The organism is Achromobacter sp. AONIH1 (genome assembly GCF_002902905.1).
Classification (GTDB): domain Bacteria; phylum Pseudomonadota; class Gammaproteobacteria; order Burkholderiales; family Burkholderiaceae_B; genus Achromobacter.
In genome coordinates this window covers 4,345,340-4,367,826 of record NZ_CP026124.1, presented here as the reverse complement: position 1 = coordinate 4,367,826, position 22,487 = coordinate 4,345,340, and the positions used below count along the sequence as shown (strand labels likewise).

Annotated in this window: 20 protein-coding genes; 5 read left to right on the top strand and 15 right to left on the bottom strand. The window is 68.7% G+C overall.

Annotated elements, in window-relative coordinates; genetic code table 11:
• Window positions 1-71: 71 nt before the first annotated feature.
• From hpaH to C2U31_RS19995, 9 genes are all read right to left on the bottom strand, one after another.
• A complete protein-coding gene (gene hpaH, locus C2U31_RS20035; RefSeq protein WP_103274381.1) occupies window positions 72-872 on the bottom strand; it encodes a 2-oxo-hept-4-ene-1,7-dioate hydratase in 801 nt (266 codons plus the stop codon).
• A gap of 82 nt (window positions 873-954) precedes the next feature.
• On the bottom strand, window positions 955-1,368 hold the full coding sequence (locus C2U31_RS20030) for a nuclear transport factor 2 family protein (protein WP_103274380.1): 414 nt from the start codon (window positions 1,366-1,368) through the stop codon (window positions 955-957).
• A gap of 32 nt (window positions 1,369-1,400) precedes the next feature.
• On the bottom strand, window positions 1,401-2,627 hold the full coding sequence (locus C2U31_RS20025) for an NAD(P)/FAD-dependent oxidoreductase (protein ID WP_103274379.1): 1,227 nt from the start codon (window positions 2,625-2,627) through the stop codon (window positions 1,401-1,403).
• The gene (locus C2U31_RS20020) at window positions 2,624-2,944 is read right to left on the bottom strand and encodes a non-heme iron oxygenase ferredoxin subunit (protein ID WP_103274378.1); all 321 of its coding nucleotides are present in this window, start codon (window positions 2,942-2,944) and stop codon (window positions 2,624-2,626) included. Before C2U31_RS20020 ends, C2U31_RS20025 begins: the two co-directional genes overlap by 4 nt.
• Before the next feature lie 2 nt (window positions 2,945-2,946).
• Window positions 2,947-4,218: an aromatic ring-hydroxylating dioxygenase subunit alpha gene (locus tag C2U31_RS20015; RefSeq protein WP_103274377.1), complete on the bottom strand. Its 1,272-nt coding sequence runs from the start codon at window positions 4,216-4,218 to the stop codon at window positions 2,947-2,949.
• Between the two features lie 22 nt (window positions 4,219-4,240).
• The gene (locus C2U31_RS20010; protein WP_103274376.1) at window positions 4,241-4,732 is read right to left on the bottom strand and encodes an aromatic-ring-hydroxylating dioxygenase subunit beta; all 492 of its coding nucleotides are present in this window, start codon (window positions 4,730-4,732) and stop codon (window positions 4,241-4,243) included.
• A gap of 40 nt (window positions 4,733-4,772) precedes the next feature.
• The gene (locus tag C2U31_RS20005) at window positions 4,773-5,873 is read right to left on the bottom strand and encodes a cupin domain-containing protein (RefSeq protein ID WP_103274375.1); all 1,101 of its coding nucleotides are present in this window, start codon (window positions 5,871-5,873) and stop codon (window positions 4,773-4,775) included.
• Window positions 5,874-5,928: 55 nt separating this feature from the next.
• Window positions 5,929-6,927 (bottom strand): ornithine cyclodeaminase family protein, encoded by a 999-nt coding sequence (locus C2U31_RS20000; RefSeq protein ID WP_103274374.1) that lies wholly within the window; start codon window positions 6,925-6,927, stop codon window positions 5,929-5,931.
• Complete coding sequence (locus C2U31_RS19995; RefSeq protein WP_103274373.1) at window positions 6,920-7,795, bottom strand: fumarylacetoacetate hydrolase family protein; 876 nt, start codon at window positions 7,793-7,795, stop codon at window positions 6,920-6,922. Before C2U31_RS19995 ends, C2U31_RS20000 begins: the two co-directional genes overlap by 8 nt.
• A 210-nt stretch (window positions 7,796-8,005) precedes the next feature.
• Between C2U31_RS19995 and C2U31_RS19990 the strand changes: the two genes are divergently transcribed.
• Window positions 8,006-8,737 (top strand): GntR family transcriptional regulator, encoded by a 732-nt coding sequence (locus tag C2U31_RS19990; RefSeq protein ID WP_103274372.1) that lies wholly within the window; start codon window positions 8,006-8,008, stop codon window positions 8,735-8,737.
• Window positions 8,738-8,767: 30 nt separating this feature from the next.
• Here the strand turns inward: C2U31_RS19990 and galE are convergent, their stop codons facing one another.
• Window positions 8,768-9,796 carry a UDP-glucose 4-epimerase GalE gene (galE, locus tag C2U31_RS19985; RefSeq protein ID WP_103274371.1) on the bottom strand — a complete coding sequence of 343 codons (1,029 nt, stop codon included), beginning with the start codon at window positions 9,794-9,796 and terminating at the stop codon, window positions 8,768-8,770.
• Window positions 9,797-10,035: 239 nt separating this feature from the next.
• Window positions 10,036-10,968 carry an AraC family transcriptional regulator gene (locus C2U31_RS19980; RefSeq protein WP_103274370.1) on the bottom strand — a complete coding sequence of 311 codons (933 nt, stop codon included), beginning with the start codon at window positions 10,966-10,968 and terminating at the stop codon, window positions 10,036-10,038.
• 153 nt (window positions 10,969-11,121) lie between these two features.
• Between C2U31_RS19980 and C2U31_RS19975 the strand changes: the two genes are divergently transcribed.
• The gene (locus C2U31_RS19975; RefSeq protein ID WP_103276471.1) at window positions 11,122-12,192 is read left to right on the top strand and encodes an MBL fold metallo-hydrolase; all 1,071 of its coding nucleotides are present in this window, start codon (window positions 11,122-11,124) and stop codon (window positions 12,190-12,192) included.
• A gap of 57 nt (window positions 12,193-12,249) precedes the next feature.
• Here the strand turns inward: C2U31_RS19975 and ilvA are convergent, their stop codons facing one another.
• Window positions 12,250-13,872 carry a threonine ammonia-lyase, biosynthetic gene (gene ilvA / locus C2U31_RS19970; RefSeq protein ID WP_103274369.1) on the bottom strand — a complete coding sequence of 541 codons (1,623 nt, stop codon included), beginning with the start codon at window positions 13,870-13,872 and terminating at the stop codon, window positions 12,250-12,252.
• Window positions 13,873-14,278: 406 nt separating this feature from the next.
• Here ilvA and C2U31_RS19965 point away from each other — a divergent pair, with 406 nt between their 5' ends.
• Together C2U31_RS19965 and C2U31_RS19960 are read left to right on the top strand one after the other, a co-directional pair.
• Window positions 14,279-16,507 (top strand): NADP-dependent isocitrate dehydrogenase, encoded by a 2,229-nt coding sequence (locus tag C2U31_RS19965; protein WP_103274368.1) that lies wholly within the window; start codon window positions 14,279-14,281, stop codon window positions 16,505-16,507.
• Between the two features lie 352 nt (window positions 16,508-16,859).
• Window positions 16,860-18,233, top strand: a complete 1,374-nt coding sequence (locus C2U31_RS19960; RefSeq protein WP_199770859.1) for an MATE family efflux transporter — start codon at window positions 16,860-16,862, stop codon at window positions 18,231-18,233.
• Window positions 18,234-18,251: 18 nt separating this feature from the next.
• Here C2U31_RS19960 and C2U31_RS19955 read toward each other — a convergent pair whose 3' ends face one another.
• From C2U31_RS19955 to C2U31_RS19945, 3 genes are all read right to left on the bottom strand, one after another.
• Entirely contained in the window at window positions 18,252-18,887 is a 636-nt protein-coding gene (locus tag C2U31_RS19955) for a VTT domain-containing protein (RefSeq protein ID WP_103274367.1), read from the bottom strand.
• Between the two features lie 315 nt (window positions 18,888-19,202).
• Window positions 19,203-20,003: an ABC transporter permease gene (locus C2U31_RS19950; RefSeq protein ID WP_103274366.1), complete on the bottom strand. Its 801-nt coding sequence runs from the start codon at window positions 20,001-20,003 to the stop codon at window positions 19,203-19,205.
• The gene (locus C2U31_RS19945) at window positions 19,994-20,608 is read right to left on the bottom strand and encodes an ATP-binding cassette domain-containing protein (RefSeq protein WP_103274365.1); all 615 of its coding nucleotides are present in this window, start codon (window positions 20,606-20,608) and stop codon (window positions 19,994-19,996) included. Before C2U31_RS19945 ends, C2U31_RS19950 begins: the two co-directional genes overlap by 10 nt.
• Window positions 20,609-21,081: 473 nt before the next feature.
• On the opposite strand from C2U31_RS19945, the gene C2U31_RS19940 reads away from it, so the two are divergent.
• Window positions 21,082-22,482, top strand: a complete 1,401-nt coding sequence (locus C2U31_RS19940; RefSeq protein WP_103274364.1) for a lysine N(6)-hydroxylase/L-ornithine N(5)-oxygenase family protein — start codon at window positions 21,082-21,084, stop codon at window positions 22,480-22,482.
• Window positions 22,483-22,487 lie beyond the last annotated feature (5 nt).

Below are 22,487 nucleotides of genomic sequence, written 5' to 3'. Positions count from 1 at the left end.
GGTAGCGCGCGCCCTGTGTAGTGGATATGTGGCGCGCGGGTTGCTGCGGGTATTCCTGGATCCGGCTTTCCTCAGACGAAACGGCAGCTGACGGCGCCCAGCGCGCCGTAGTCGACGTGGAAGGTGTCGCCGCGCTCGGCGTAGACCGGCCGCGTGAAGGAGCCGCTCAGGATGATCTGCCCGGCCTCCAGCGCCACATCGTGCTCGGCCAGCTTGTTGGCCAGCCAGACCACGCCGTTGGCCGGATGATTCAGCACGCCGGCCGCCAGGCCGGTCTCTTCGATCACGGCGTTGCGCGACATCATGGCGCCGACCCAGCGCAGGTCGGTGTCGCCGACCCGCACAGGGCGGCCGCCCATGACCACGCCGGCGTTGGCCGCGTTGTCGGCGATGGTGTCGAAGACCTTGCGCAGGCGCTTGGTGTCGGGATCGATCTGGTGCGAGCGCGCGTCGATGATTTCCAGCGCGGGAATCACGTAGCGCACGGCGTCCAGCACGTCGAACAGCGTCACGTCCGGCCCTTGCAGGCGGCGCTCCAGGATAAAGGCCAGTTCCACCTCGACGCGCGGCACGATGTAGCGGTCGCGCGGGATCTCGGCGCCGTCGCCGTACAGCATGTCGTCCAGCAGCGCGCCGTAGTCCGGCTCGTCGATCTGCGACGACAGCTGCATGGCGCGCGAGGTCAGGCCGATCTTGTGGCCGACCAGCCGCCGGCCCGCCGCGATCTTGGAGGCCACCCATTCACGCTGGATGGCGTAGGCGTCGGCGATGGTGATGTCGGGATGGTCCAGCGACAGCTGGCGCACCTGGCTGCGGCCGCGCTCGGCCTGGTCCAGGCGCTGCGCCAGCGCCTTGATGGTGGCGGAATCCATGGAAGGTTCTCCGGGATGATTGGAATTCGGGGGCTGTGATTCGATAGCTGCGATTCAGTGCCTGAGGCTCGACATCCGGCGCTCATTCGGGCGGCAGATGGCGGCGGCTGCGCTTGTCCTGCAGCCGCCAGCCCTGCGCGGTGGCCACCAGCGTGTCCTGGCATTCGCGGATCGCGACCAGCCGTGGCGCCCCGCCCTGCTCCGTCGGCCGGCTCTCATAGGCGGTCAGGAAATAGGCGACCGTGGCCCGCGATCCGTCCAGCGTGGCCAGCCGCAGATTGGTCACGACATGGCAGGTGGCGCGATCCGGCGCGCGGCCATTGAGCGCGTCCAGGATCTGCTCGCGGCCGGACAGCAGCCGTCCTTGCCGTTCCCAGCAGCCGTCTTCGGTCATCAGCGCGGCGGCGGCTTCGTGCCGGCGCGTGTCCAGCGCATGGAAAAACGCCAGCACGGTTTCTTCGCAGGCGGCCTTGGTAAGCAGGTGTTCAAGTTCCATTGCATGCTCCTTGCCCGGTTCCGGGGTCGCCATCATCCGATCTGGGCGCTGGCCAGCGGCGCATCGGACCGGCGCAGCAGCGCCGGATCCAGCACCGCGCCCTGCGCGATCCATTTACGCAGCTGGCGCAGTTCGCGCGCCGCGTTCACTGTCACGCCCGCCACGGCGCGGCCTTCCGCATCCAGCGCCACCGACAGCAGCGCGCGGGCATCCGCCTGCGGCCGCAGCACCTCGCTGGCCGCCAGCGCCGGAAAGCCGACGATCTGCACCATGGCGTCGTATTGCTCCGACCAGACCGCGCCGGTCGGCCGATACGCTTCGCCCAGGCCCAGCGCCGACAGCGCCGCCGCCGTGCCCTGATCCTGCGCGTTCTGCCAGGACTCCAGCCGCAAGCGGCCGCCGCCGGGCCGCGCGGACACGGCCACATCGCCGGCCGCGTATACGTCCGGTGCCGACGTGCGGCAACGCTCGTCCACCAGCACGCCGCGATCGCAGGCAATGCCGGCGTCGCGCGCCAGCGCATCGTTGGGCGTGAGGCCCACGCCCAGCACGATCGCGTCGGCGGCGATCGAGGAGCCATCCGCCAGCTCCGCCACGGGCCGGCCGTCGGCCGATCCGCCCACGGCGCGCAGGCCGGCGTTCAGCCGCAGCGCCACGCCGTTGGCCGCGTGCAGCGTCGCCAGATGCGCCGACACGCCCGGCTGCACGCTGCGCGCGCACAGCCGCGCCTCGCGCTCCAGCACCGTGACCTTGCTGCCGGACTGGCGCGCCGTGGCGGCAACCTCCAGCCCGATCCAGCCGCCGCCCACGATCAGCACATGCCGGTCGGGGCCCAGCCGGGCGCGCAGCCGTTCGGCGTCGGCCCGCGTGCGCAGCACATGCACGCCGTCATGGTCCACGCCCGGCAGCGCCGGCACCGTGGGCCGGCCGCCGGTGCAGAGGATCAGCTTGTCGTAGGCCAGCGCCCGCCCGTCCGACGTATCGACCCGCTTGTCCGCCAGACGCAGCCGCAGCGCCGCGACGCCGGACTCGAACTCGATGCCCATCGACTCCAGCTTGCGCGCGGCGAACAGCTCGGTGCTTTCCGCCAGGGCCTGGCCGGACAGCACCGCCTTGCTCAGCGGCGGCCGTTCGTAGGGCGCGTGCGGCTCGTCGCCCAGCAGCACGATGCGGCCGTCGTAGCCGCGGTCGCGCAGCGTGGTGGCGGCCCAGCCGCCCGCCTGGCCGGCGCCGACGATGACGATGGCGCCGGCGTTCACGCGGCTTCCGCCTTCAGGTAGATGACATCGCCGTCCACCTTCACCTCGTAGCGGCGCAGGTCGGTCGTGACGGGCGGGCATTTCGGCTTGCCGCTGCGGATGTCGAACACGCCCTGGTGCAGCGGGCATTCGATGGTGCCGTCCTCGAGGTAGCCGTCGGCCAGGCTGGCGTTGCCATGCGGGCAGCGGTCCTGCGTGGCGCAGATCTCGCCTTGCAAGTCATAGAGACAGACACCCTCGCCGTCCAGCACGACGCGCAGGGTATTGGTGTCGGGCGAGATATCGCCCACTTGGGCCACGCGTTTCCAGGTTTCCATGCTCACAGCCCCATCGCCTTGCGGTAGTAGTCGTAGAACGAACGGATCAGCACCTCGGTCACCATGTAGTCGGCCGGCTCGGTGTCGCGGCCGCCCATTTCGACGATGCCGCGCGCTTCCGGGTAGCCGGTGACGCCGATCTGCACCTGGTTCAGCATCTCGCTGTCGTCCATGGACACGAAGCCGGCCGGCCCCAGCAGGTTGGCGTGCTTCAGGCGCAGGCGCGTCATTTCCTCGTCGTCGTCCTCGTAGCCGTAGTAGGTGAACACCAGCTCGTGCTCGGTGGGGCTGCGCGGAATGACGTGGCGCGTCTTGAGCGAATTGGCCTGGATGCCGAACTGCGCCGCCGGGAACACCCAGGCGCCGCCGACGCGTCCGCGATTGAACTCGGCGCGCGGCGTGACCGTCTCCAGGTCCAGCAGCTCCAGGTCCTCGCGGAAGCGGCTCATCTCGGTGGTGGCCTCGGTCTTCTTCTTGCCTTCGTTGTGCGACACCATCACGCTGTGCGCGCCGCCGCCGGTCGGAATGCACTCGGACTTGGAATCCGCGCGCCACAGGCCGAAGGTGATGTAGAAGGTGTGCAGCAGGGTCGCGTGGTACGGATCCTTCAGGTTCTCCAGGTACATCTTCCAGTTGCTGGGGATCAGCTGGCGGCTGTAGCCCAGCAGCTTGAGCGGCTTGCCCGGCAGCATGTGATCGATCTCCGCCAGCACTTCCGGACCGCAGTAGTCCTCGAAGCTGGGCGCGTCCTCGGCGAAGGTGGCCCAGACCGAGCCGCCGCGATTGACGCTGCGCAGCTTGCGGATGCCGTTCTGCTTGGGATCGAAGTCGCGCGGCATGCCGCCCTTGCCCAGCGCGCCGCGCCGGAACGGCACGCCCTGCAGATTGCCTTCCAGGTCATAGTTCCATTGGTGGTACGGGCAGGTGAAATCGGCCACCTTGCCGGTGTTCTGCCAGCAGATCTGCGCGCCGCGATGGGCGCAGCGGTTCTCCAGCACGTGGATATCACCGTTTTCACCGCGCACCATGATGACGGGACGGTTGCCGATCCAGTTGCGCTTGAAGCAGCCGGTCTCGGGCACTTCGCATTCCAGGCCCACGTAGTTCCAGGTCTTGCCGCCGAAGAACACGTCCATCTCCTTCTGGAAGATGGCCGGATCGGTGTAGACCCAGTTGGGGATGCGCGTATAGCCTTCCTTGGGCCAGCGGCGCTCGATATGGACGGGGGCCGCGGCGGGCGCTTCTTGCCGCGTGGCGGCGTCGGGACAGGTCATGACGGATTTCCTTGCGGCGGATTCAGATGGGGACGATGAGCGAGGTGCGCACGCGGTAGTTGTCGTAGACGCAGTCGCGGCGGCTGAACGCCAGCCCCTGCGGCGTCACGCGCAGCTCGTCCAGGTAGCGGCCGACCATGTTCAGCGTGGGCTCGCGGTCGGACAGCGACTCCATCACCGCGAAATTGGCCTGCGCGACGATGCGGTCGCCATCGACCTCGGTCACGCGCACGCCGCTGATGAAGTGGCGCAGCGCGCGCGGCTCGAACATGGTGGTCTCGCGCAGCGCGGTGACCCGGTCGCGCACCATGTTCTTGTTCATGCAATAGATCAGCCCCAGCGGCAGGCCGGCGTCGTGGTTCTCGCGCGAGAGCACGCGGTAATGGCAGTCCTCGGTGAAGAAGTCGGGCCATTGCTCCAGCCGGTCCTCGTCCAGGCAGTGGGCGTAGTCTTCATAGAAATCCCGCAGGCGCGCGCGCAGCGCCGGGGCGTCGGAAAGCTCGGTCAGGGTCATGTCGGATCCAGGGTTCATGTCGGTGTCGGCGCGGCGGCGCTCAGGACGCGGCGGCCAGCTGCGCGCGGTTGCTCTCGAAGCCGCTCTGGCTGCCCAGCGCCAGGATGGGCTCCTGCATGCGCTCCTGCCAGATCAGCGATTCCATGGCGATCTGCAGCGGATGGTCCTGCACGGTCAGCGCGGACGTGGTCTCGGTGCCGGAATGGTGCGAGTGCATGGCCCAGCCCGGCGCCGACAGGATCAGGTCGCCGGCCTTCCAGTCCAGCCGTTCGCCGCTGACCTTGCTGTAGCCGTTGCCGCGCAGGTAGTAGTTGATGGCCGACGAGCTGTGGCGATGCGGCACGTGATGGTTGTCCGGCGGCGAGGACGAAATGGTGGCGAAGAAGCTGTGCGTGGTGCCGATGCGCCGCTCGGTGGCCGGGTTGTAGAGCACGAACAGGCGTCGGCCGTTGTAGCCGCGCGCGATGTCTTCCACCGTCGGCAGGTGACGCGAGACCTCGGCCCAGGGCCAGTGCAGCGCCTTGGATTCCAGCACGTCGATATCGATCAGCCACTCATAGCCCATCAGCCAGGCGCCTTCCGGCGTGATCTGCTCGCGCAGCGCCAGGTCGCGCGAGCGCGCGGCGCCCGGAGCGCGGGCCGGCACCGGCTTGGTGTTGGCGTCGGCCGGCGGCACGTCGCCCTCGAATTCCTCGACGTAATGGATCTCCAGCTTTTCCAGCAGCGGCGCGTTGGAGTACGACAGGCGCACCCACGGTTCCTTGCCTTCGTTGCGGTAGGAATGCACCTGCATGGCGGGCGTGTTCCAGACGTCCCACCGGCCGGCGCGGATATCGCGGCCCGCCACGGTGGCCACGCCCTCGCCGCTGATGCAGATCTCCAGCATGTTGGAGTTCTTGCGCAGGTTCCAGGTGCGCTCGCCGGGGTTGACCACGTTGATGGTCACGTCGGTTCCCGGCGCCAGGCCCAGGCCGGGCGCGCGCGCGTTCGGATGCACGATGAGGGAGGCGCGGCGGCCGTTGTCCGGCTTGGGCGCGTCGATCAGGCGGGCGATTTCCAGGTCGATCGCCTCCTTGGGGATCACGATGGACGGCCACTTGTCCTGTTCGCGGGGCGCGGCCCCGCTGACGTCGATGAACATGCTTGTCTCCTGTTGCCGCCGGCGCTCGCGCCGGCTGTCTCATTGAATGTTGGTGTCAGCCCTGCGCCAGCAGCAGGTTCTCGCGGGTCTGCGGCGGCAGCGCCACGCCCAGGCCGCGCGCCAGCGCCTGCTCGTACACCACCGTGGCCATCGCCAGGTCGGACAGGCCCATGCCCATGCCCTTGAACAGCGTCAGCCGCGCATCCGGGGCGCGCGTTTCGCCGGCCGCCAGCACATCGCTCAGCCGCGACACGCCGGGCCAGGACGGCGCATCGACGCCGTAGCGCTCGCGCAGCTCGCGCGAACCGCGCCTGGCGTTCTCCAGGTCGTCGACCACCACGCGGTCGGCGCGTTCGAACACGTCCTGCGCGAACTCGGCCTTGGCCGGCAAGATCGCGCCCACCGCGTTCAGGTGGCGGCAGTCGGCCAGCTGGGCCGCATCCACGAAGGGTTCGACGGCGCGCGTGATCAGGGTCACGATCTCGGCATCGGCCAGCGCGTGCGCCAGCGTGGGGGACTCCTCGATCTCGAAGGCGTATCGGGCCGAGGCCGCCGCGACGAAGGCGCGGCGCTTTTCCGCCGTGGGGCTGTACACGCGCACCCGCCGCAGTTCGCGCACTTCGGCCAGCGCCGCCAGCTGCGTCACGGCCTGCGGTCCGGTGCCGATCAGCGCGGCGCGGCTGGCGTCTTGCGGCGCCAGGGCGCGGGTGGCCACGCCGCTGATCGCGGCGGTGCGCAGCATGCCCAGCGCGCGCGCCTCGATCACCGCGCGCAGGAATCCGGTGCGGGCGTCGAACAGGCTGAACACCGAGCCGCCGCCCGCCTTGGTATGGACCCAGGTCTTGAAGCCGGCGTAGCCGCCCTCGCCCGTCTGTACCGAGCCCAGCGCGTGCATCGAACTGCCATCGCCCCAGGTCGCCAGCGCCTTGGGCAGGTTGCGGGCCTCGTCGCGGCCCTGGGCCACCAGCATGCCGTGCAGCGCGTCGATGGCGCGGCGCATGTCCAGCACCGAGACCACGTCGCGTTCCGTCAGGTACAGCAGCGCATCAGCCATGCGCGTCTCCTTGTTCTTGATGTGCCGGGGCGGGTTCGTCCGCCACCCGGTTGACCAGCGTGCCCACGCCTGGAATGTCCACTTCCAGCGTGTCGCCCACGGCCATGAAGCGCGGCGGCTTGCGGCTGGAGCCCACGCCCTCCGGCGTGCCGGTGGCGATCACGTCGCCCGGCGACAGGGGGGTGAAGGCGCTGACGTAGGCGATCAGCTCGGCGATGGGAAAAATCAGGTCCGAGACCTCGCCCTGTTGCAGGGTCTCGCCGTTCAGCCGCGTCATCACCCGCAAGCGCGCCGGGTCGCCGATCTCGTCGGCGGTGACCAGCCAGGGGCCCAGCGCGCCGCTGCGCTCGAAGTTCTTGCCGGGCGTGACCTGGGCGTTGTGCTTCTGGAAGTCACGCACCGAGTTCTCGGCCATGCAGGTGTAGCCGGCCACGTGCGACAGCGCGTCGCGCGCCGCGATGTGGCGCCCTGCCCGGCCAATGACCACGGCCAGCTCGCCTTCATAGTCGTAGCGGTCGGAGGCGCGCGGCTTCCACATGTCTTGGCCGTGGCCGACGAAGCTGTCGGCGTAGCGGATGAACAGCGAGGGATGCGCCGGCAGCTCGCGGCCGGCCTCCAGCACGTGGCGGCCATAGTTCAGGCCCACGCACAGAATCTTGCGCGGGTTGGGCACGGGCGGCAGCCATTGCAGGCCCGCCAGGGGCGTACAGGGCATGCCGGCGCGGTCGGCCTCCCGGGCGATGCGCCCGGCGCCGTCCTCCAGCGCGGTCCGCAAGTCGGGCCACACGCCGGACAGGTCAACGACCTCCTCGCCGCGCACCACGCCCCAGGCCTGGCGGCCCCTCTGCTCGAAGCTCATCAGCTTCATCTTGTCTCCTGTCGGTTCGGACTGAAGGCATGCATCCGTACCCGGTTTTGCATGCAATCCTGGCTTTTTCTGACGCCCATTCGTTGTTTTTATAAATTATTGCATGCAATTTTGAGAAATCGCAAGGGCAGATCAGATATTTATCGACAGATTGCATGCAATTTCGCGGGTACACTGAATCCTTCCCCGACCACCCCAGGACCTTGCCGCATGGCCGCACAGATCGACAAAGTCATTTCCGAACTCCGCGACATGGTGCTGTCCGGCGCCCTGCAGCCCGGCGAGCGCGTGGTGGAGCTGCAGTTCTCGGCGCGGCTGGGCGTATCGCGCACGCCGCTGCGCATCGCGCTGACCGAGCTGGAAAAGGAAGGCCTGCTGGAACGGCTGCCGTCGCGCGGCTTTCGCGTGCGCGCCTTCACGGTGGACGAGATCGGCGACGCGGTGGACGTGCGCGGCGTGCTGGAAGGCATGGCCGCGCGGCTGCTGGCCGAGCGCGGCGCCCCGCCCGAGGTGCTGGCGCAGTTGGAGCAGGCGGTGGAAGAAGGCCGCCAGCTGCTGGCGCCGGCGCGGCTGGATCCGAACACCACGGTGGACGCGCGCGCATGGGGCCAGATCAACCGGCGCTTTCACGAAATCCTGTGCGAGGCCGCCGGCAACCGCGCGCTGCTGTCGGCGCTGGAACACAACAACAAGACGCCGCTGGCCGGCCCGGCCGCGCTGACGCTGCCGTCCACCCCCTCATTGCTGGAAACGCCCTTCGTGCTGCGCGCCCAGGCCGACCACGAAGACCTGCTGCGCGCCATCACCCGGCGCGAGGCGGTGCGCGCCGAGAACCTGATGCGCGAGCACGCCTACCGCAGCCGCGAGAACAAGCGCGTGCTGCTGGAATCGTTTCGCGGCGCGCTGGCCGCGCGGCCGCTGCTGGCGGACGCCAGCGCTTGAGATGAGCGTCCGGCTCGCGTCCCGGCTGGGCTACGCGGACCGATAGCCCGCCGGATTGCGGCTCTGCCAGCGCCAGGCATCCTCGCACATGCGGTCAAGATCAAGACTGGCCTCCCAACCCAGCAAGGCGCGGGCCAGTCCGGTCGCGGCATAGTAGACCGCCACATCGCCGGAACGGCGCTCCGTGAATTCATAGGGCACCTGCCGGCCGCTGGCGCGCTCGAACGCGGCGATGACCTCCAGCACGCTGTACCCGCGTCCGGTGCCCAGGTTGACCGTGAAGCCGCTCGGCCCGCGCTTGAGGGCCGCCAGCGCCGCGATATGACCGCGCGCCAGATCGACCACATGGACGTAATCGCGCACGCCGGTGCCGTCCGGCGTCGGCCAGTCGCGCCCGAACACGCGCAGCAAGGGCAGGCGTCCCGACGCCACGCGGGCCACGAAAGGCATCAGGTTGTTGGGAATGCCCGACGGATCTTCACCGATCAGGCCGCTCTCGTGCGCCCCCACCGGATTGAAATACCGTAGCGTGGCAATGCGCCAGGCCGGGTCGGACGCGGCCAGATCGGCCAGGATCCGCTCGCCGGCAAGCTTGGTCTGCGCATAGGGGTTGGTTGCCGAAAGCGGCGCGGTCTCGTCCAGCGGCACCGTGGCCGGATCGCCATACACCGTCGCGGACGAACTGAACACCAAGGTCTTGACCTGCCGCGTCCGCATGACCTCAAGCAGATTCAGCAGGCTGATCAGATTGTTGCGATAGTAGGCCAGCGGCGTGCGGACGGAATCGCCCACGGCCTTGTGCGCCGCGAAATGGATGACGCCGTCTATGCGATGCGCGTCGAACAGCTGCTCCAGCGTTTCAAGGGAACAGGCGTCGCCGCGCACGAAGGCCAGCTCGCCGCCGGCGATGCGGCGTATGCGCGCGATCGCTTCCGGATGGCTGTTGATCAGGCTGTCCAACGCCACGACCCGGTAGCCTTGCGCCAGCAGTTCCACGCAGGTATGCGAACCGATGAAGCCAGCGCCGCCGGTGACAAGAATCGTCTCGGTCCCAACCATGAGTCTGCTCCATGAGTGGATGCCCCATGCAGGACATCGCCCTTTCTTGGCCGGCAACCCGGTCAAGCCAGATGAAGCGATTATTGGCGCCGGACCAGGACGCCGAAAAGCCGCCAAAAGTAGCGGTTCCCGACCCATGCCCTAGGCCTGATGGACGATGCCTGGATCCTTCGCGCTAGGCCGTCCGGCTGACATGCGATGACGCCATCGGACGCCGGCAAGCCGCTACATGCGCACCCTCAGACCGTCAGCGGCAGCGCCCCGCCCCCGCGCCGGTACTGCGACGGCGCGCACAGCATGGCGCGCTTGAACGCCGTGCTGAAGGCGCTTTCGGATTCATAGCCCAGCGAAAACGCGATGGCGGAAATGCTCTCGTCGCCGCTGCGCAGCCGTTCGGCCGCCGTGTGCATGCGCCAGCGCGTCAGGTAGTTCATCACCGTGGTTCCCGCCAGCGCCTTGAAGCGCTGCGCGAAGACCGTGCGCGACACGCCGGCGACGCGGGCCAGCGCCTCCAGCGTCCAGCCGCGTCCCGGTTCGGCGTGGATGGCGCCCAGCGCCGCGCCGATCCTGGGATCCGCCAGCGCCGACAGCCAGCCCGCCGGTGCGCCGCAAGACAGCGCGCCCAGGTGGATGCGCAGGATCTGCACCAGCATCAGATGGACCAGATGGGTCGATACCAGCGCGCCGCCGGGACCCGGACTACGCAACTCCGAGGCCAGCTGCTCCAGCGCCCAGCGCAGCACGGCTGCCTGCGGCGAAGCGCCCGGCACTTTGATCAGGGGCGGCAAGGCGTCGAACAGCAGCGCCGCGTGATGGCTGTCGAAGTTCACCTTGCCGCTGACCAGGAACTGCTCGCCGCCGCCGTTGTGGACGGCGATGCCGTCGCGCACCACGGCTTCCAAGAGATGGGAGGGGTCGTCCGGCGCGAGCGCCAGGTCCGACGCCATCACGAAGCGGCATCCCCGGTTCACCAGGAAGCAGTCGCCCTCGTCGAAACGGATCGGCGCGTCCTGCCCCGCCACCCTGCCCCAGCACGATCCGCGCAGGGCGGCGGCGAACTTGATGCCGTCGTGCGCAGGAAAAGCGAACGACCACTCGCCCGCCACGTCGAAACCCGCGTAAAGCTGGCTTTGCGGTTTGAGCAGAGAAAGCACGTCTGACAAAGGATCCAAGACAGATTCCGTACGATCAACAAAGAAATAACGACTTTAAAGCATGGATCGTTCCCCATCCAGCCCTTAAGCTCTGGGCAATCCGGGGCGATCCGCCGGCCGCCCAGGCCGCCGGCCCGCCGCCCCGCCCTGTATACGGAGTTGATGGTCTCGATGCGCAATCCCTTTTCCTGTGCCGCCACCGGCGACTACGCCAGCTCGCCACAAGCCAGCGGCGGCCGCTTCCGCAACGCCACGCCCAAGCCCACCAAGGCGCCGGCGTCCAGCGCCCGAATCATGTGGGATTTCTTCTTCAACAAGCCGGCCAACACCACGCCGCCCGCGCCGGTGCCCGTGCACCCGCTGACGCGCGAGGCGCTGCGCCTGGCGCCGGACCGCAGTCTGTACCGGCTGGGTCATTCGACGGTGTTGCTGCGGCTGCGCGGCGGCTGGTGGCTGACCGATCCGGTGTTCAGCGAGCGCGCCTCGCCGGTGCAGTTCCTGGGACCGAAGCGCTTTCATGCCCCGCCGATTTCCCTGGCCGAGCTGCCGCCGCTACGCGGCGTGATCCTGTCGCACGATCACTACGACCACCTCGACCGCCGCGCCATCAAGGCGCTGGCGAGCAAGACCGAGGTATTCCTGTCGCCGCTGGGCGTGGGCGACCGCCTGGCCGCCTGGGGTGTGTCGGCGGACCGGATCCGCCAGTTCGATTGGTGGCAAGACGTCGAAATCGACGGCCTGCGCCTGACGGCCACGCCGGCCCAGCATTTTTCCGGACGCAGCCTCGCCGACAGCAATCGCACGTTGTGGTCGTCCTGGGTGATCGAGGACGACGAGCTGCGCGTCTTCTTCAGCGGCGACAGCGGCTATTTCGACGGCTTCGCCGAAATCGGCCGGCGCTTCGGTCCCTTCGACCTGACCCTGATGGAAACCGGCGCCTACGATCCGCAGTGGCCCTACGTGCACATGCAGCCGACCGAAACCGTGCAGGCCCACCAGGATCTGCGCGGCCGCTGGCTGCTGCCGATCCACAACGGCACTTTCGATCTGGCGATGCACGCCTGGGATGATCCGTTCCAGCAGGTGGTGGCGCTGGCCGCGCCGCGCGGCATCCAGGTCACCACGCCGATGATGGGCGAACGCATCGACATCGCCGCGCCGCACGCGGGCCAGCGCTGGTGGCGGCAGCCGCATGCCGCGGGCGCCGGCCAGCAACCGCGCATGGGCGATTCGCGCGCCTAGCGCCCCCTCTCTCCCCCGCGCGATCCGGACCGCCACGCCATGGCGGTCCGCCCGTTTTCAGGCCAGGAATTGCCGGTAGGCCGGGTTGTCGGTTTCCTCGGAATGGGCGTAGCCCAGTTGCGCCAGGAAGGCGTCCAGCGCCGTCGCGTCCGCCGGCGGCGCCTGGATGCCGACCAGGGCCGAGCTGAAATCCACGCCCTGGTTGCGGTAGTGGAACAGGCTGATGTTCCAGTTCGGCGCCATGGCCGACAGGAATTTCATCAACGCGCCCGGACGCTCCGGGAACTCGAAACGGAACAGACGCTCGCCCGCCGCCAGCGGCGAGCGGCCGCCGACCATGTAGCGGATGTGCTGCTTGGACAGCTCGTCGTGGCTCAGATCGCGCACGTCGAAGCCTTCGTCCTGCAGGGACCGCGAGATGTCGGCGGCCTCGCCCCGCCGCGCGATCTGCACGCCGACGAAGATATGGGCGCGGCGCTCGTCGGCGATGCGGTAGTTGAACTCGGTGACGTTGCGCTGCCCGATCACGGCGCAGAAGCGGCGGAAGCTGCCGCGCTCTTCCGGCAGCGTGACGGCGAAGGCCGCCTCGCGCGCCTCGCCCACGTCGGCGCGGTCGGCCACGAAGCGCATGCGATCGAAGTTCATGTTGGCGCCCGAGGTGATGGCCACCAGCGACCGGCCGCTCAGCCCTTCCCGCTCCACATAGCGCTTCAGGCCCGCCAGCGCCAGCGCGCCGGCCGGCTCCAGCACGCTGCGCGTTTCCAGGAACACGTCCTTGATGGCGGCGCAGACCGCATCGGTGTCCACCAGGATCACCTCGTCCAGGTACTCGCGGCACAGGCGGAAGGTTTCCTCGCCCACCAGCTTGACGGCGGTGCCGTCCGAGAACAGACCGACCTCGGCCAGATTCACCCGCTCGCCCGCGCGCAGCGATTGCGCCATGGCGCAGGAATCCTCGGTCTGCACGCCGACCACGCGCACCGCCGGATTGACGGCCTTGACGTAGGTGGACACGCCCGCCGCCAGGCTGCCGCCGCCGATGGGCACGAACACCACGTCGGGCGCCGACGGCATCTGGCGCAGGATCTCCATGCCCACCGTGCCCTGGCCGGCGATCACGTAGGGATCGTCGAAGGCCGGGATGAAGGTCAGCGCCTGCCGCCGCGCCAGCGTCTGCGCGTGGGCGTAGGCGTCGCTGTAGGAATCGCCGGCCAGCACCACCTCCACCGTCGGCCCGCCGTGGGCGCGCACCGCGTCCACCTTCACCTGCGGCGCGGTCTGCGGCACCACGATGGTGGCGCGCACGCCCAGCCGGGCGGCCGAGATCGCCACGCCCTGGGCGTGGTTGCCGGCCGACGCCGTGATCACGCCCCGGTCCAGCGCGGCCTGCGGCGTGTTGCGCATCTTGTTGTAGGCGCCGCGCACCTTGAACGAGAACACCGGCTGGTTGTCCTCGCGCTTCAGGTACACCGCGTTGCCCAGCCGGGCCGACAGGCCGCGCGCCGGTTCCAGCTCGGTTTCGCGGGCGATGTCATAGACGCGGGCGGACAGGATCTGGCGCAGATAGTCCAGCTGCGAGGGCTGGCCCTGGGCGAATCCGGCCGCGCCGGACGGGGCGGCGAGATCGGCGGAAACGGAGGAAAAAGCGGGGGAAACGGTGGCGGTCGGCGTGTCTGGCATGCGGGTTCTCTGTGTTTGCCCGGAACGGCGGACACAAAAAACCCGCCTGTCTGGGCGGGTGGCTGTGACTGAATGCGGTCGCTGGCTAACCCACCATTTCGGGAATGATGGAAATAATAATCAGCGAGATGCTGGCGACGCGTGCATTCATGGGACGTACTTTCCGCCAAGCCCGACCGTTTGTCAAATGGACGCCCGGCGCCCGCGCCGCTGTCCTCCGAGCCTGCCACGGTATTACAATGTTCGATTAGTGACTGCGGCACCCACCTGGACGGTCGAGCAACTTGACCGTGACAAAGGCCGGGCGGCAGCCATGTTTGGCCACTCTCGACAACACTACCGGCTAGCGCCGCACAGCATGCCCAGGTCCGCGCCCAGCGCGAGGCGCCGGGCAGATTCAAGGATCATGTCTCTTACTCCGAAGATTATCTATACCTTTACCGATGAAGCTCCGGCGCTGGCGACCCGTTCGCTGCTGCCCATCGTCCAGGCCTTCGCCAAGTCCGCCGGCATCACCGTCGAAACGCGCGACATCTCGCTGGCCGGCCGCATCATCGCCGTCTTCCCCGACTATCTTGAAGAAAGCCAGAAGCTGGGCGACGCCCTGGCCGAACTGGGCGCGCTGGCCGTCAAGCCGGAAGCCAACATCATCAAGCTGCCGAACATCAGCGCCTCGATGCCGCAGCTGAAGGCCGCCATCAAGGAACTGCAGGCCCAGGGCTACAAGCTGCCCGACTACCCGGATTCGCCCGCCAACGACACCGAGCGCGACGTCAAGGCGCGCTACGACAAGGTCAAGGGCAGCGCCGTCAACCCGGTGCTGCGCGAAGGCAACTCCGACCGCCGCGCGCCGCTGTCGGTCAAGAACTACGCCCGCAAGCACCCCCACAAGATGGGCGCCTGGGCAGCCGACTCCAAGTCGCACGTGTCCCACATGAATGAAGGCGACTTCTACGGCACCGAGAAGTCGGCCCTGATCGCCGAAGCCGGCGACCTGAAGATCGAGCTGGCCGCCGCCGACGGCGCCGTCACCGTGCTCAAGGACAAGACCCCGGTCAAGGCCGGCGAGATCATCGACGCCGCCGTCATGTCCGTCGCCAAGCTGAAGTCCTTCCTGCAGGCGCAGGTGGACGACGCCCGCGCCAAGGGCGTGCTGTTCTCGGTGCACCTGAAGGCCACCATGATGAAGGTCTCCGACCCCGTCATCTTCGGCCACGTGGTGTCCGTGTTCTACAAGGACGTGCTGGCCAAGCACGCCGACGCGCTCAAGCAGGCGGGCTTCGACCCCAACAACGGCATCGGCGACCTGTACGCCAAGATCCAGAGCCTGCCCGCCGAGCAGCAGGCCGCCATCACCGCCGACATCGACGCGGCCTACAAGACGCTGCCCGCGCTGGCCATGGTCAACTCCGACCGCGGCATCACCAACCTGCACGTGCCCAGCGACGTGATCGTCGACGCCTCGATGCCGGCCATGATCCGCGACTCGGGCAAGATGTGGAACGCCGCCGGCGAACTGCAGGACGCCAAGGCCGTGATCCCGGACCGCTGCTACGCCGGCGTCTACCAGGCCGTGATCGAGGACTGCAAGGCCAACGGCGCCTTCAATCCGGTCACGATGGGCAGCGTGCCCAACGTCGGCCTGATGGCCCAGGCCGCCGAGGAATACGGCTCGCATAACAAGACCTTCGTCATCCCGGCCGCCGGCACCGTGCGCGTCACCGACGCCTCGGGCAAGGTGCTGCTGGAGCAGGCCGTCGAGGCCGGCGACCTGTGGCGCATGTGCCAGACCAAGGACGCCGCCGTGCAGGACTGGGTCAAGCTGGCCGTCACCCGCGCCCGCGCCACCAAGACCCCGGCCGTGTTCTGGCTGGACGAGAACCGCGCCCACGACGCGCAGGTCATCGCCAAGGTCAAGCAGTACCTGAACGACCACGACACCAGCGGCCTGGACCTGCGCATCCTGGATCCGGTCGAAGCCACCAAGTTCTCGCTCAAGCGCATCCGCGCCGGCCAGGACACCATCTCGGTGACCGGCAACGTGCTGCGCGACTACCTGACCGACCTGTTCCCCATCATGGAGCTGGGCACCAGCGCCAAGATGCTGTCGATCGTCCCGCTGATGGCCGGCGGCGAGCTGTTCGAGACCGGCGCCGGCGGTTCCGCGCCCAAGCACGTGCAGCAGTTCGTCGAAGAAGGCTTCCTGCGCTGGGATTCGCTGGGCGAGTTCATGGCCCTGGCCGAATCGCTGGATCACCTTGGCCGTACCTATAAGAACGCCAAGGCCCAGGTGCTGGCCAAGACCCTGGACCAGGCCACCGCCAAGTTCCTGGACGAGAACAAGTCGCCCGCCCGCAAGGTCGGCGGCCTGGACAATCGCGGCAGCCACTACTACCTGGCCATGTACTGGGCCCAGGCCGTGGCCGCCCAGACCGAGGACGCCGCGCTGGCCAAGCAGTTCGCCAACGCCGCGATGGAATTCGGCGAGCGCGAGACCCGCATCCTGGACGAGCTGAAGGCGGCCCAGGGCAAGCCCGTGGACCTCGGCGGCTACTACCAGCTGGACGAGGCCAAGGCTGTCGCGGCCATGCGTCCCAGCGCCACGCTGAACCAGATCCTGGCCTCCATCGGCTAAGCCTCTGCCCTGCCCGGCGATCCGCGTTGCGCGCGGATGCGCCAGCAAAGAGAACGGCGGTCCCGCGAGGGGCCGCCGTTTTTTTGTCCCGCTTCACCGCCCGGCCGCCTCCGATCCGGGTGCCCCGTGCCGCCGCCACGGCTGCCCAGGTCTACTTCAAATATTTTTACCCGGACATATTGATTTGATTATTTTGTCCGGGTAATATTTGCACCTGCCTGCCCGGCCCGATTGCGCGCCACTGACGCGCCGCCTCCCGGACAGGCGGACCAACCACTTCCCCACGGACCCATGACCTTCCGCCGGAACCCTTTCCGTCGCGGACAGGCCCCGTATCGCCCAAGGAAACGCGATGACCCAGGCAACCACCTTGCCTCCCTTGCAAGCCCCGCCCTTATGGAAAGCCTATCTGGCCATCCTGGCGCCCATGATGCTGACCAACACGCTGCAGGCCGCCGCCGGCACCATCGACGGCATCTATCTCGGCCAGATGATCGGCCTGGAAGCGATCGCCGCCGTCTCGGCCTTCTTTCCCGTGTTCTTTTTTCTGCTGGCCATCATCATCGGCCTGAGCGTCGGCGCCACCGTGCTGGCCGGCCAGGCCTGGGGCGCCCGCAATCCGACCCGCGCGCGCGCCGTCGCCGGCACGGCCCTGGCGCTGGTGCTGGCGGTGGGCCTGATCGTCAGTGTGATCGGCGGCCTGACCGCCCCCATGCTGCTCAAGGCCCTGGACACGCCGCCCGAGATCCTCGATGACGCGGTGCGCTACGCCCGCGTGATGCTGGTCGGCGCGCCGCTGATCTTCCTGCTGTGGCTGGCCACATCCATCAGCCGGGGCGTGGGCGATGCCGTCTCGCCCATGTGGGCGCTGATCCTGGCGACTGGCGTGGCGCTGTTGTGCACGCCCGCGCTGATCGCCGGCTGGGCGGGGCTGCCCAGGCTCGATGTCCTCAGCCCGGCCGTGTCCACGCTGCTCGGCTTCACGCTGGCGCTGGGCTGGCTGGCGTGGCGCTGGCGCCGCCGGGGCCATCCCCTGGCGCCCAATGCAGCCCTGCTGCGCGAACTGCGCTTCGACCCAGCGCTGACGCGCTCGATCCTGAAGATCGGCGTGCCGGCCGCCCTGCAGATGCTGACCATGGCGGCGGCCGAGATCGCGCTGCTGGGGCTGGTGAATCGACACGGCGCGCAGGCCACGGCGGCCTATGGCGCGGTGACGCAGCTGATGAGCTGGCTGCAACTGCCCGCGATGTCGCTGGGCATCAGCGCCACCATCCTGGCCGCCCACGCCATCGGCGCCGGACGCGGCCACCGGCTGGGCGCCATCGCCCGCACCGGGTTGATGATGAACGTGGCGGTGACGGGCCTGTTCGTCTGCGCCGCCTATGCACTGGCGCCCTACGCCATCGGCCTGTTCCTGAAGGACGGCGCCGCCGCCGCGCAGGCCGGCGAATTGCTGCGCATCGTGGCGTGGAGCGTGGTGGCGCTGGGCTGCGCGTCCGTGCTGTCGGGCGTGATGCGCGCCAGCGGCACGGTGCTCGTGCCCGCCACGCTGGGCGTGCTGGCCATCGTGGGCGTGGAACTGCCCGCCGCCTGGTGGCTGGACGCGCGCATCGGCCTGTCCGGCATCTGGTGGGCCTACGCCCTGGCCTTCATGGCGATGCTGGTCCTGCAGTCGGGCTACTTCATGCTGGGCTGGCGCCGCCGGACGCCGCAGCGCCTGGTCTAGCCAGCCCGGCGCCTGGCGTCAGCGCTGCTGCGCCAGGCGTCGCACCTGCAGCCATTGCAGCGCGACGGGGATCAGCGACAGGCCGATGATGATGACCGAGACCCAATGCAGGTTGGCCCGGACCCAGGGAATCGAGCCCAGCCAATAGCCGGCCAGCATCATCGAGCTGCACCAGACGACGCCGCCGACCACGTTGTAGGCGTAGAAGCGGCCGCGCGGCATCTGCGACAGGCCGGCCACGAAAGGCGCCAGCGTGCGCACGATGGGCACGAAGCGGGCGACGGTGATCGTCATGGCGCCGAAGCGCGCGAAGTATTCCCGCGCGCGCTCCATGTGCGCGGGCTTGATCCATCGGCTGTGCGCCAGCTTCTGGCCCCAGCGGGAAGAACCGATCGTGTAGTTGAGCGCGTCGCCGGCGATGGCGGCGGCCGTGATGATGGCGATGGAGGTCAGCGGATCGATGCCCGCCAGCCCGAGGAAGGCGCCCGCCGCGAACAGCAGTGAATCGCCCGGCAGGAAGGGCATGATCACCAGTCCCGTCTCGACGAAGATGATGAGGGCGATGATCAGGGTGCCCAGCACCCAGTTCTGCGCCAGCAGGGCCATCAGGCCGTTCTCGCTGGTCAGCCACGCAAACATTTCGGTAATGCTCATCAATGTAACGATCCCGTTTTCATGCCGGTCAGGCCGGCGTTATTTGCCTACTCCCCCCGGGGCCAGACGACTCCCGAGGAAGCGGCAGGCCCTGGCGATCCCGCATCGCATGGCGCGCTGCCGTCTCCGCTGAAGGAAGGCGCGCCACGGCGCGGCGCACCCGCCTGAGCGAACGCGGCGCGGAGGCATTTCCGCGCCGGCGCATTATCACCCGGCGCGCGTCGAGTTTTCATTGAATTGGTGACCGACCGTAGCAGGCCGGGTGGCCGGGCAGACGCGGCGGGCGAAGCCCGCCCCGCCCGTCGCCGCATGCACTCAATCGGGCATGCGCAACCTGTCCAGCCGCAACCGCCCGCGCCCGTCGCTCAACCGCCGCATGGCGCCGTAGGCAGCGCCCATGGCCGCCATGCCGCTGGCCCCGCACAGCAGGAACATCAGCAGGATCTGATACTTGGCCGCCTCGACCGGATCCATGCCGGCGATGATCTGGCCCGTCATGATGCCGGGCAGCGTGATGATGCCCGCCGCCGACATCTGGTTGATGCTGGGCAGGATGCCGCGTCGCACCGACTCGCGCAGCACCGTGGCGAAGGCCAGCCGGGACGGCGCGCCCAGCGAGATGCGCGCCTCGATCGCCAGCTTTTCGCGCGACGCGCCGGCCAGCATGCCGTCCAGCGCCAGGCTGGCGGCATTGAGCACGCTGCCCAGCACGATGCCGACCAGCGCGATCACGTAGCGCGGGTCGTACCAAGGATCCGGCCGCAGCGCCGTGTTGAGAATGAAGAGCGCCGTCACCAGCGTGGTGGCGCCGACCGCCGCCGCCCCGACCCAGCCGTTGCCGTGCCCGGCCAGCCGCGCCTTGGGCCGCGCCGCGACCTCGCGCGCGGCCAGGCCCATCATCGCCGCAGCCACCAGCGCGGTGAGCCAGGGCGCGGCATGCGCGAACACCAGCTTCAGGATGTGGCCCACCAGCAGCAGCTGGACCACCGTGCGCGCCGCCGCCCACAGCGTCTGGCGTTGCATGCCCAGGCGCAGCGCGAAGGAAATGGCCGCGCACAGCAGCACCAGACAGGAAGCGACCAGCAGGTCCGTGGCTTGCAGCCGTATCACGTCCATAGCGTCTCCAGCTTGCCCTGCCGCATCCGCCACGCGCGCCGGCAAAGGCGTCGCGCCTGTTCCTCGCTGTGCGTCACCAGCAACGCCGCGCCGCCTTCGTCCAGATAGCGGCGGACCTCGGTCTCGACACGCGCGGTGGCGTCCGGATCCAGGGCCGCCGTGGGTTCGTCCAGCAGCAGCGCGCGCGGCCGTTTCACCAAGGCGCGCGCCAGGCCCAGGCGCTGGCGTTCGCCGGTGGACAGCTCGCGCACCAGCGCCTGCATTTTTTCGGGCGCCAGCCCCAGCCGCTCCACCAGCCCGACGGCGGCGGCAGCGTCGTCAAAGTGCGCGGCCACGCGCTCTTCCCACCAGCCCGCCTCGGCCTGGCAATAAATGACCTGGCGGCGCCATTCGTATCCCGCCATGCCCGAACGCGGCGCGCCGTCGAGTTCGACTTCGCCCTCGCCCGGGTCCAGGTCGGCGACCTGACGCAGCAGCAAGGACTTGCCCGAGCCCGACGGCCCCATCACCGCCGCGCACTCGCCGGGCGCCAGCGCCAGATCGACGGCGGCCAGCCTGGCGCTGCGCACCGCCTTGAGCGCCAGTCGCGGCCGCATGTCAGCCATGCGCGCGGCCCTCGTCCCCCGCCGCGCCGGCGACGGTGTGGATGCGCGCCGCGCGCGGCTTGATATGCCTGGATTCCATCCTGATTCCCTTTCGTCCCGCCGTTGCGCCACCGGCGCGCAGCCGCGCCACGGAACAGTTCGCGGGCATTGTCCCACACGCGCCGGGGCGCAGGCCACGCCCCTATGCCGACCGCCACCCTGCATATGCCGGGCGCTCGCAAGCCGGCGCGGCGCGTGTCAGCACAAACCCGTATTTGCTAGAGTTGCGTCATTGCAAATGAAAATCACACCCATGTGCATTACAAGATATTGCAATTCCGGCAAAGGCAGTCCCCCGCTGATCGCGCGCGCCCTCCGGCAGGTCTACCTGTGCCGGCCCATCCCGCCCGATTGACCCCGGTCCCGGGCGCTTCCCTTCCCCGTGCCGTACGCAGCGCACGCGCAACGCAGACTCAGCAAAGGCGACTCCAATCATGAATCGAGAAATCTATGACTTCGTGGCTATCGGCCTAGGCCCCTTCAACCTCAGCCTGGCCTGCCTGTCCGCGCCGCTGCCCGGCGTGCGCGCGCTGTTCCTGGAGAAAAAGCCCGGCTTCGACTGGCATCCGGGCATGCTGATCGAGGCCTCCACGCTGCAGAACCCCTTCCTGGCGGACCTGGTCAGCCTGGCCGATCCGCGCAGCGAGTACAGCTACCTGAACTACTGCAAGCAGACCGGCCGCATCTATTCGTACTACATGCGCGAGAACCACTATCTGAGCCGCGCCGAGTACAACCGCTATTGCCAATGGGTGGTGGCCCGCCTGCCCAATCTGCGCTTCAACAGCGAAGTACAGGGCGTGCTGCACGATCCGGACAGCAACACCTACCTGGTCACCGGCCAGCACGCCGCCACCGGCGAGCGCTTCATGGTCCGCTGCCGCAAGCTGGTGCTGGGCCTGGGGTCGCAGCCGTCCCTGCCCGCCTGCTGCGACCGCCGCGCCGCGCCCTATATCCATAGCGCCGACTACCTGCGCAACAAAGCGCAGCTGCAGCAGCGCGACGCCATCACCATCGTGGGCAGCGGCCAGAGCGCGGCCGAGGTCTTTCACGACCTGCTGCGCGACAGCGCCGGACACGACTACAGCCTGGCCTGGATCACGCGCTCGCCGCGCTTTTTCCAGATGGAGAACACCAAGCTCACGCTGGAACTGATCTCGCCCGACTACACCGAGTATTTCTACGATCTGCCCGAAGCGCGCCGCCGCCAGATCCTGGCGCAGCAGAGCAGCCTGTACAAAGGCATCAACGCCTCGCTCATCAACCAGATCTACGACCTGCTGGACGAGAAGATCCACGACGGCGACCGGCGCTACACCCTGCTCACCAATTCCGAGCTGCGCGCCTGCCGCTACGACCGCGCGCAAGCGCGCTATCACCTGGAATTCCAGCACGTCGACTACGCCCAGCCCTTCAGCCACGTCACCGACGGCCTGGTGCTGGCCACCGGCTACGCGCACAGCATCCCCGCGTGCATCAACCCCATCCACGACCGCATCGCCTGGAACGAGGACGGCAGCTACCGGATCGGCCGCAACTACGCCATCGACCACGACGGCGGCGAGATCTACGTGCAGAACACCGGCCTGCTCAGCCATGGCGTCACCAACCCGGACCTGGGCTTCTGCTGCCACCGCAACTCGCTGATCCTGCGCGAGCTGACCGGCGTGGAGCACTACCCGGTCGAGGCCCACACCGCGCTGCAGGAGTTCCGCCCGCCCGCCAGCGGCGTGCTGGCGCATCGCCAGGACCGGCGCGCCGCCGGCAAGCGCCTGCATGCCGCCGCGACCGAGCTGATGCCCATGATGGACGGCCATCGCGCCGCCACCGTATGAATCGC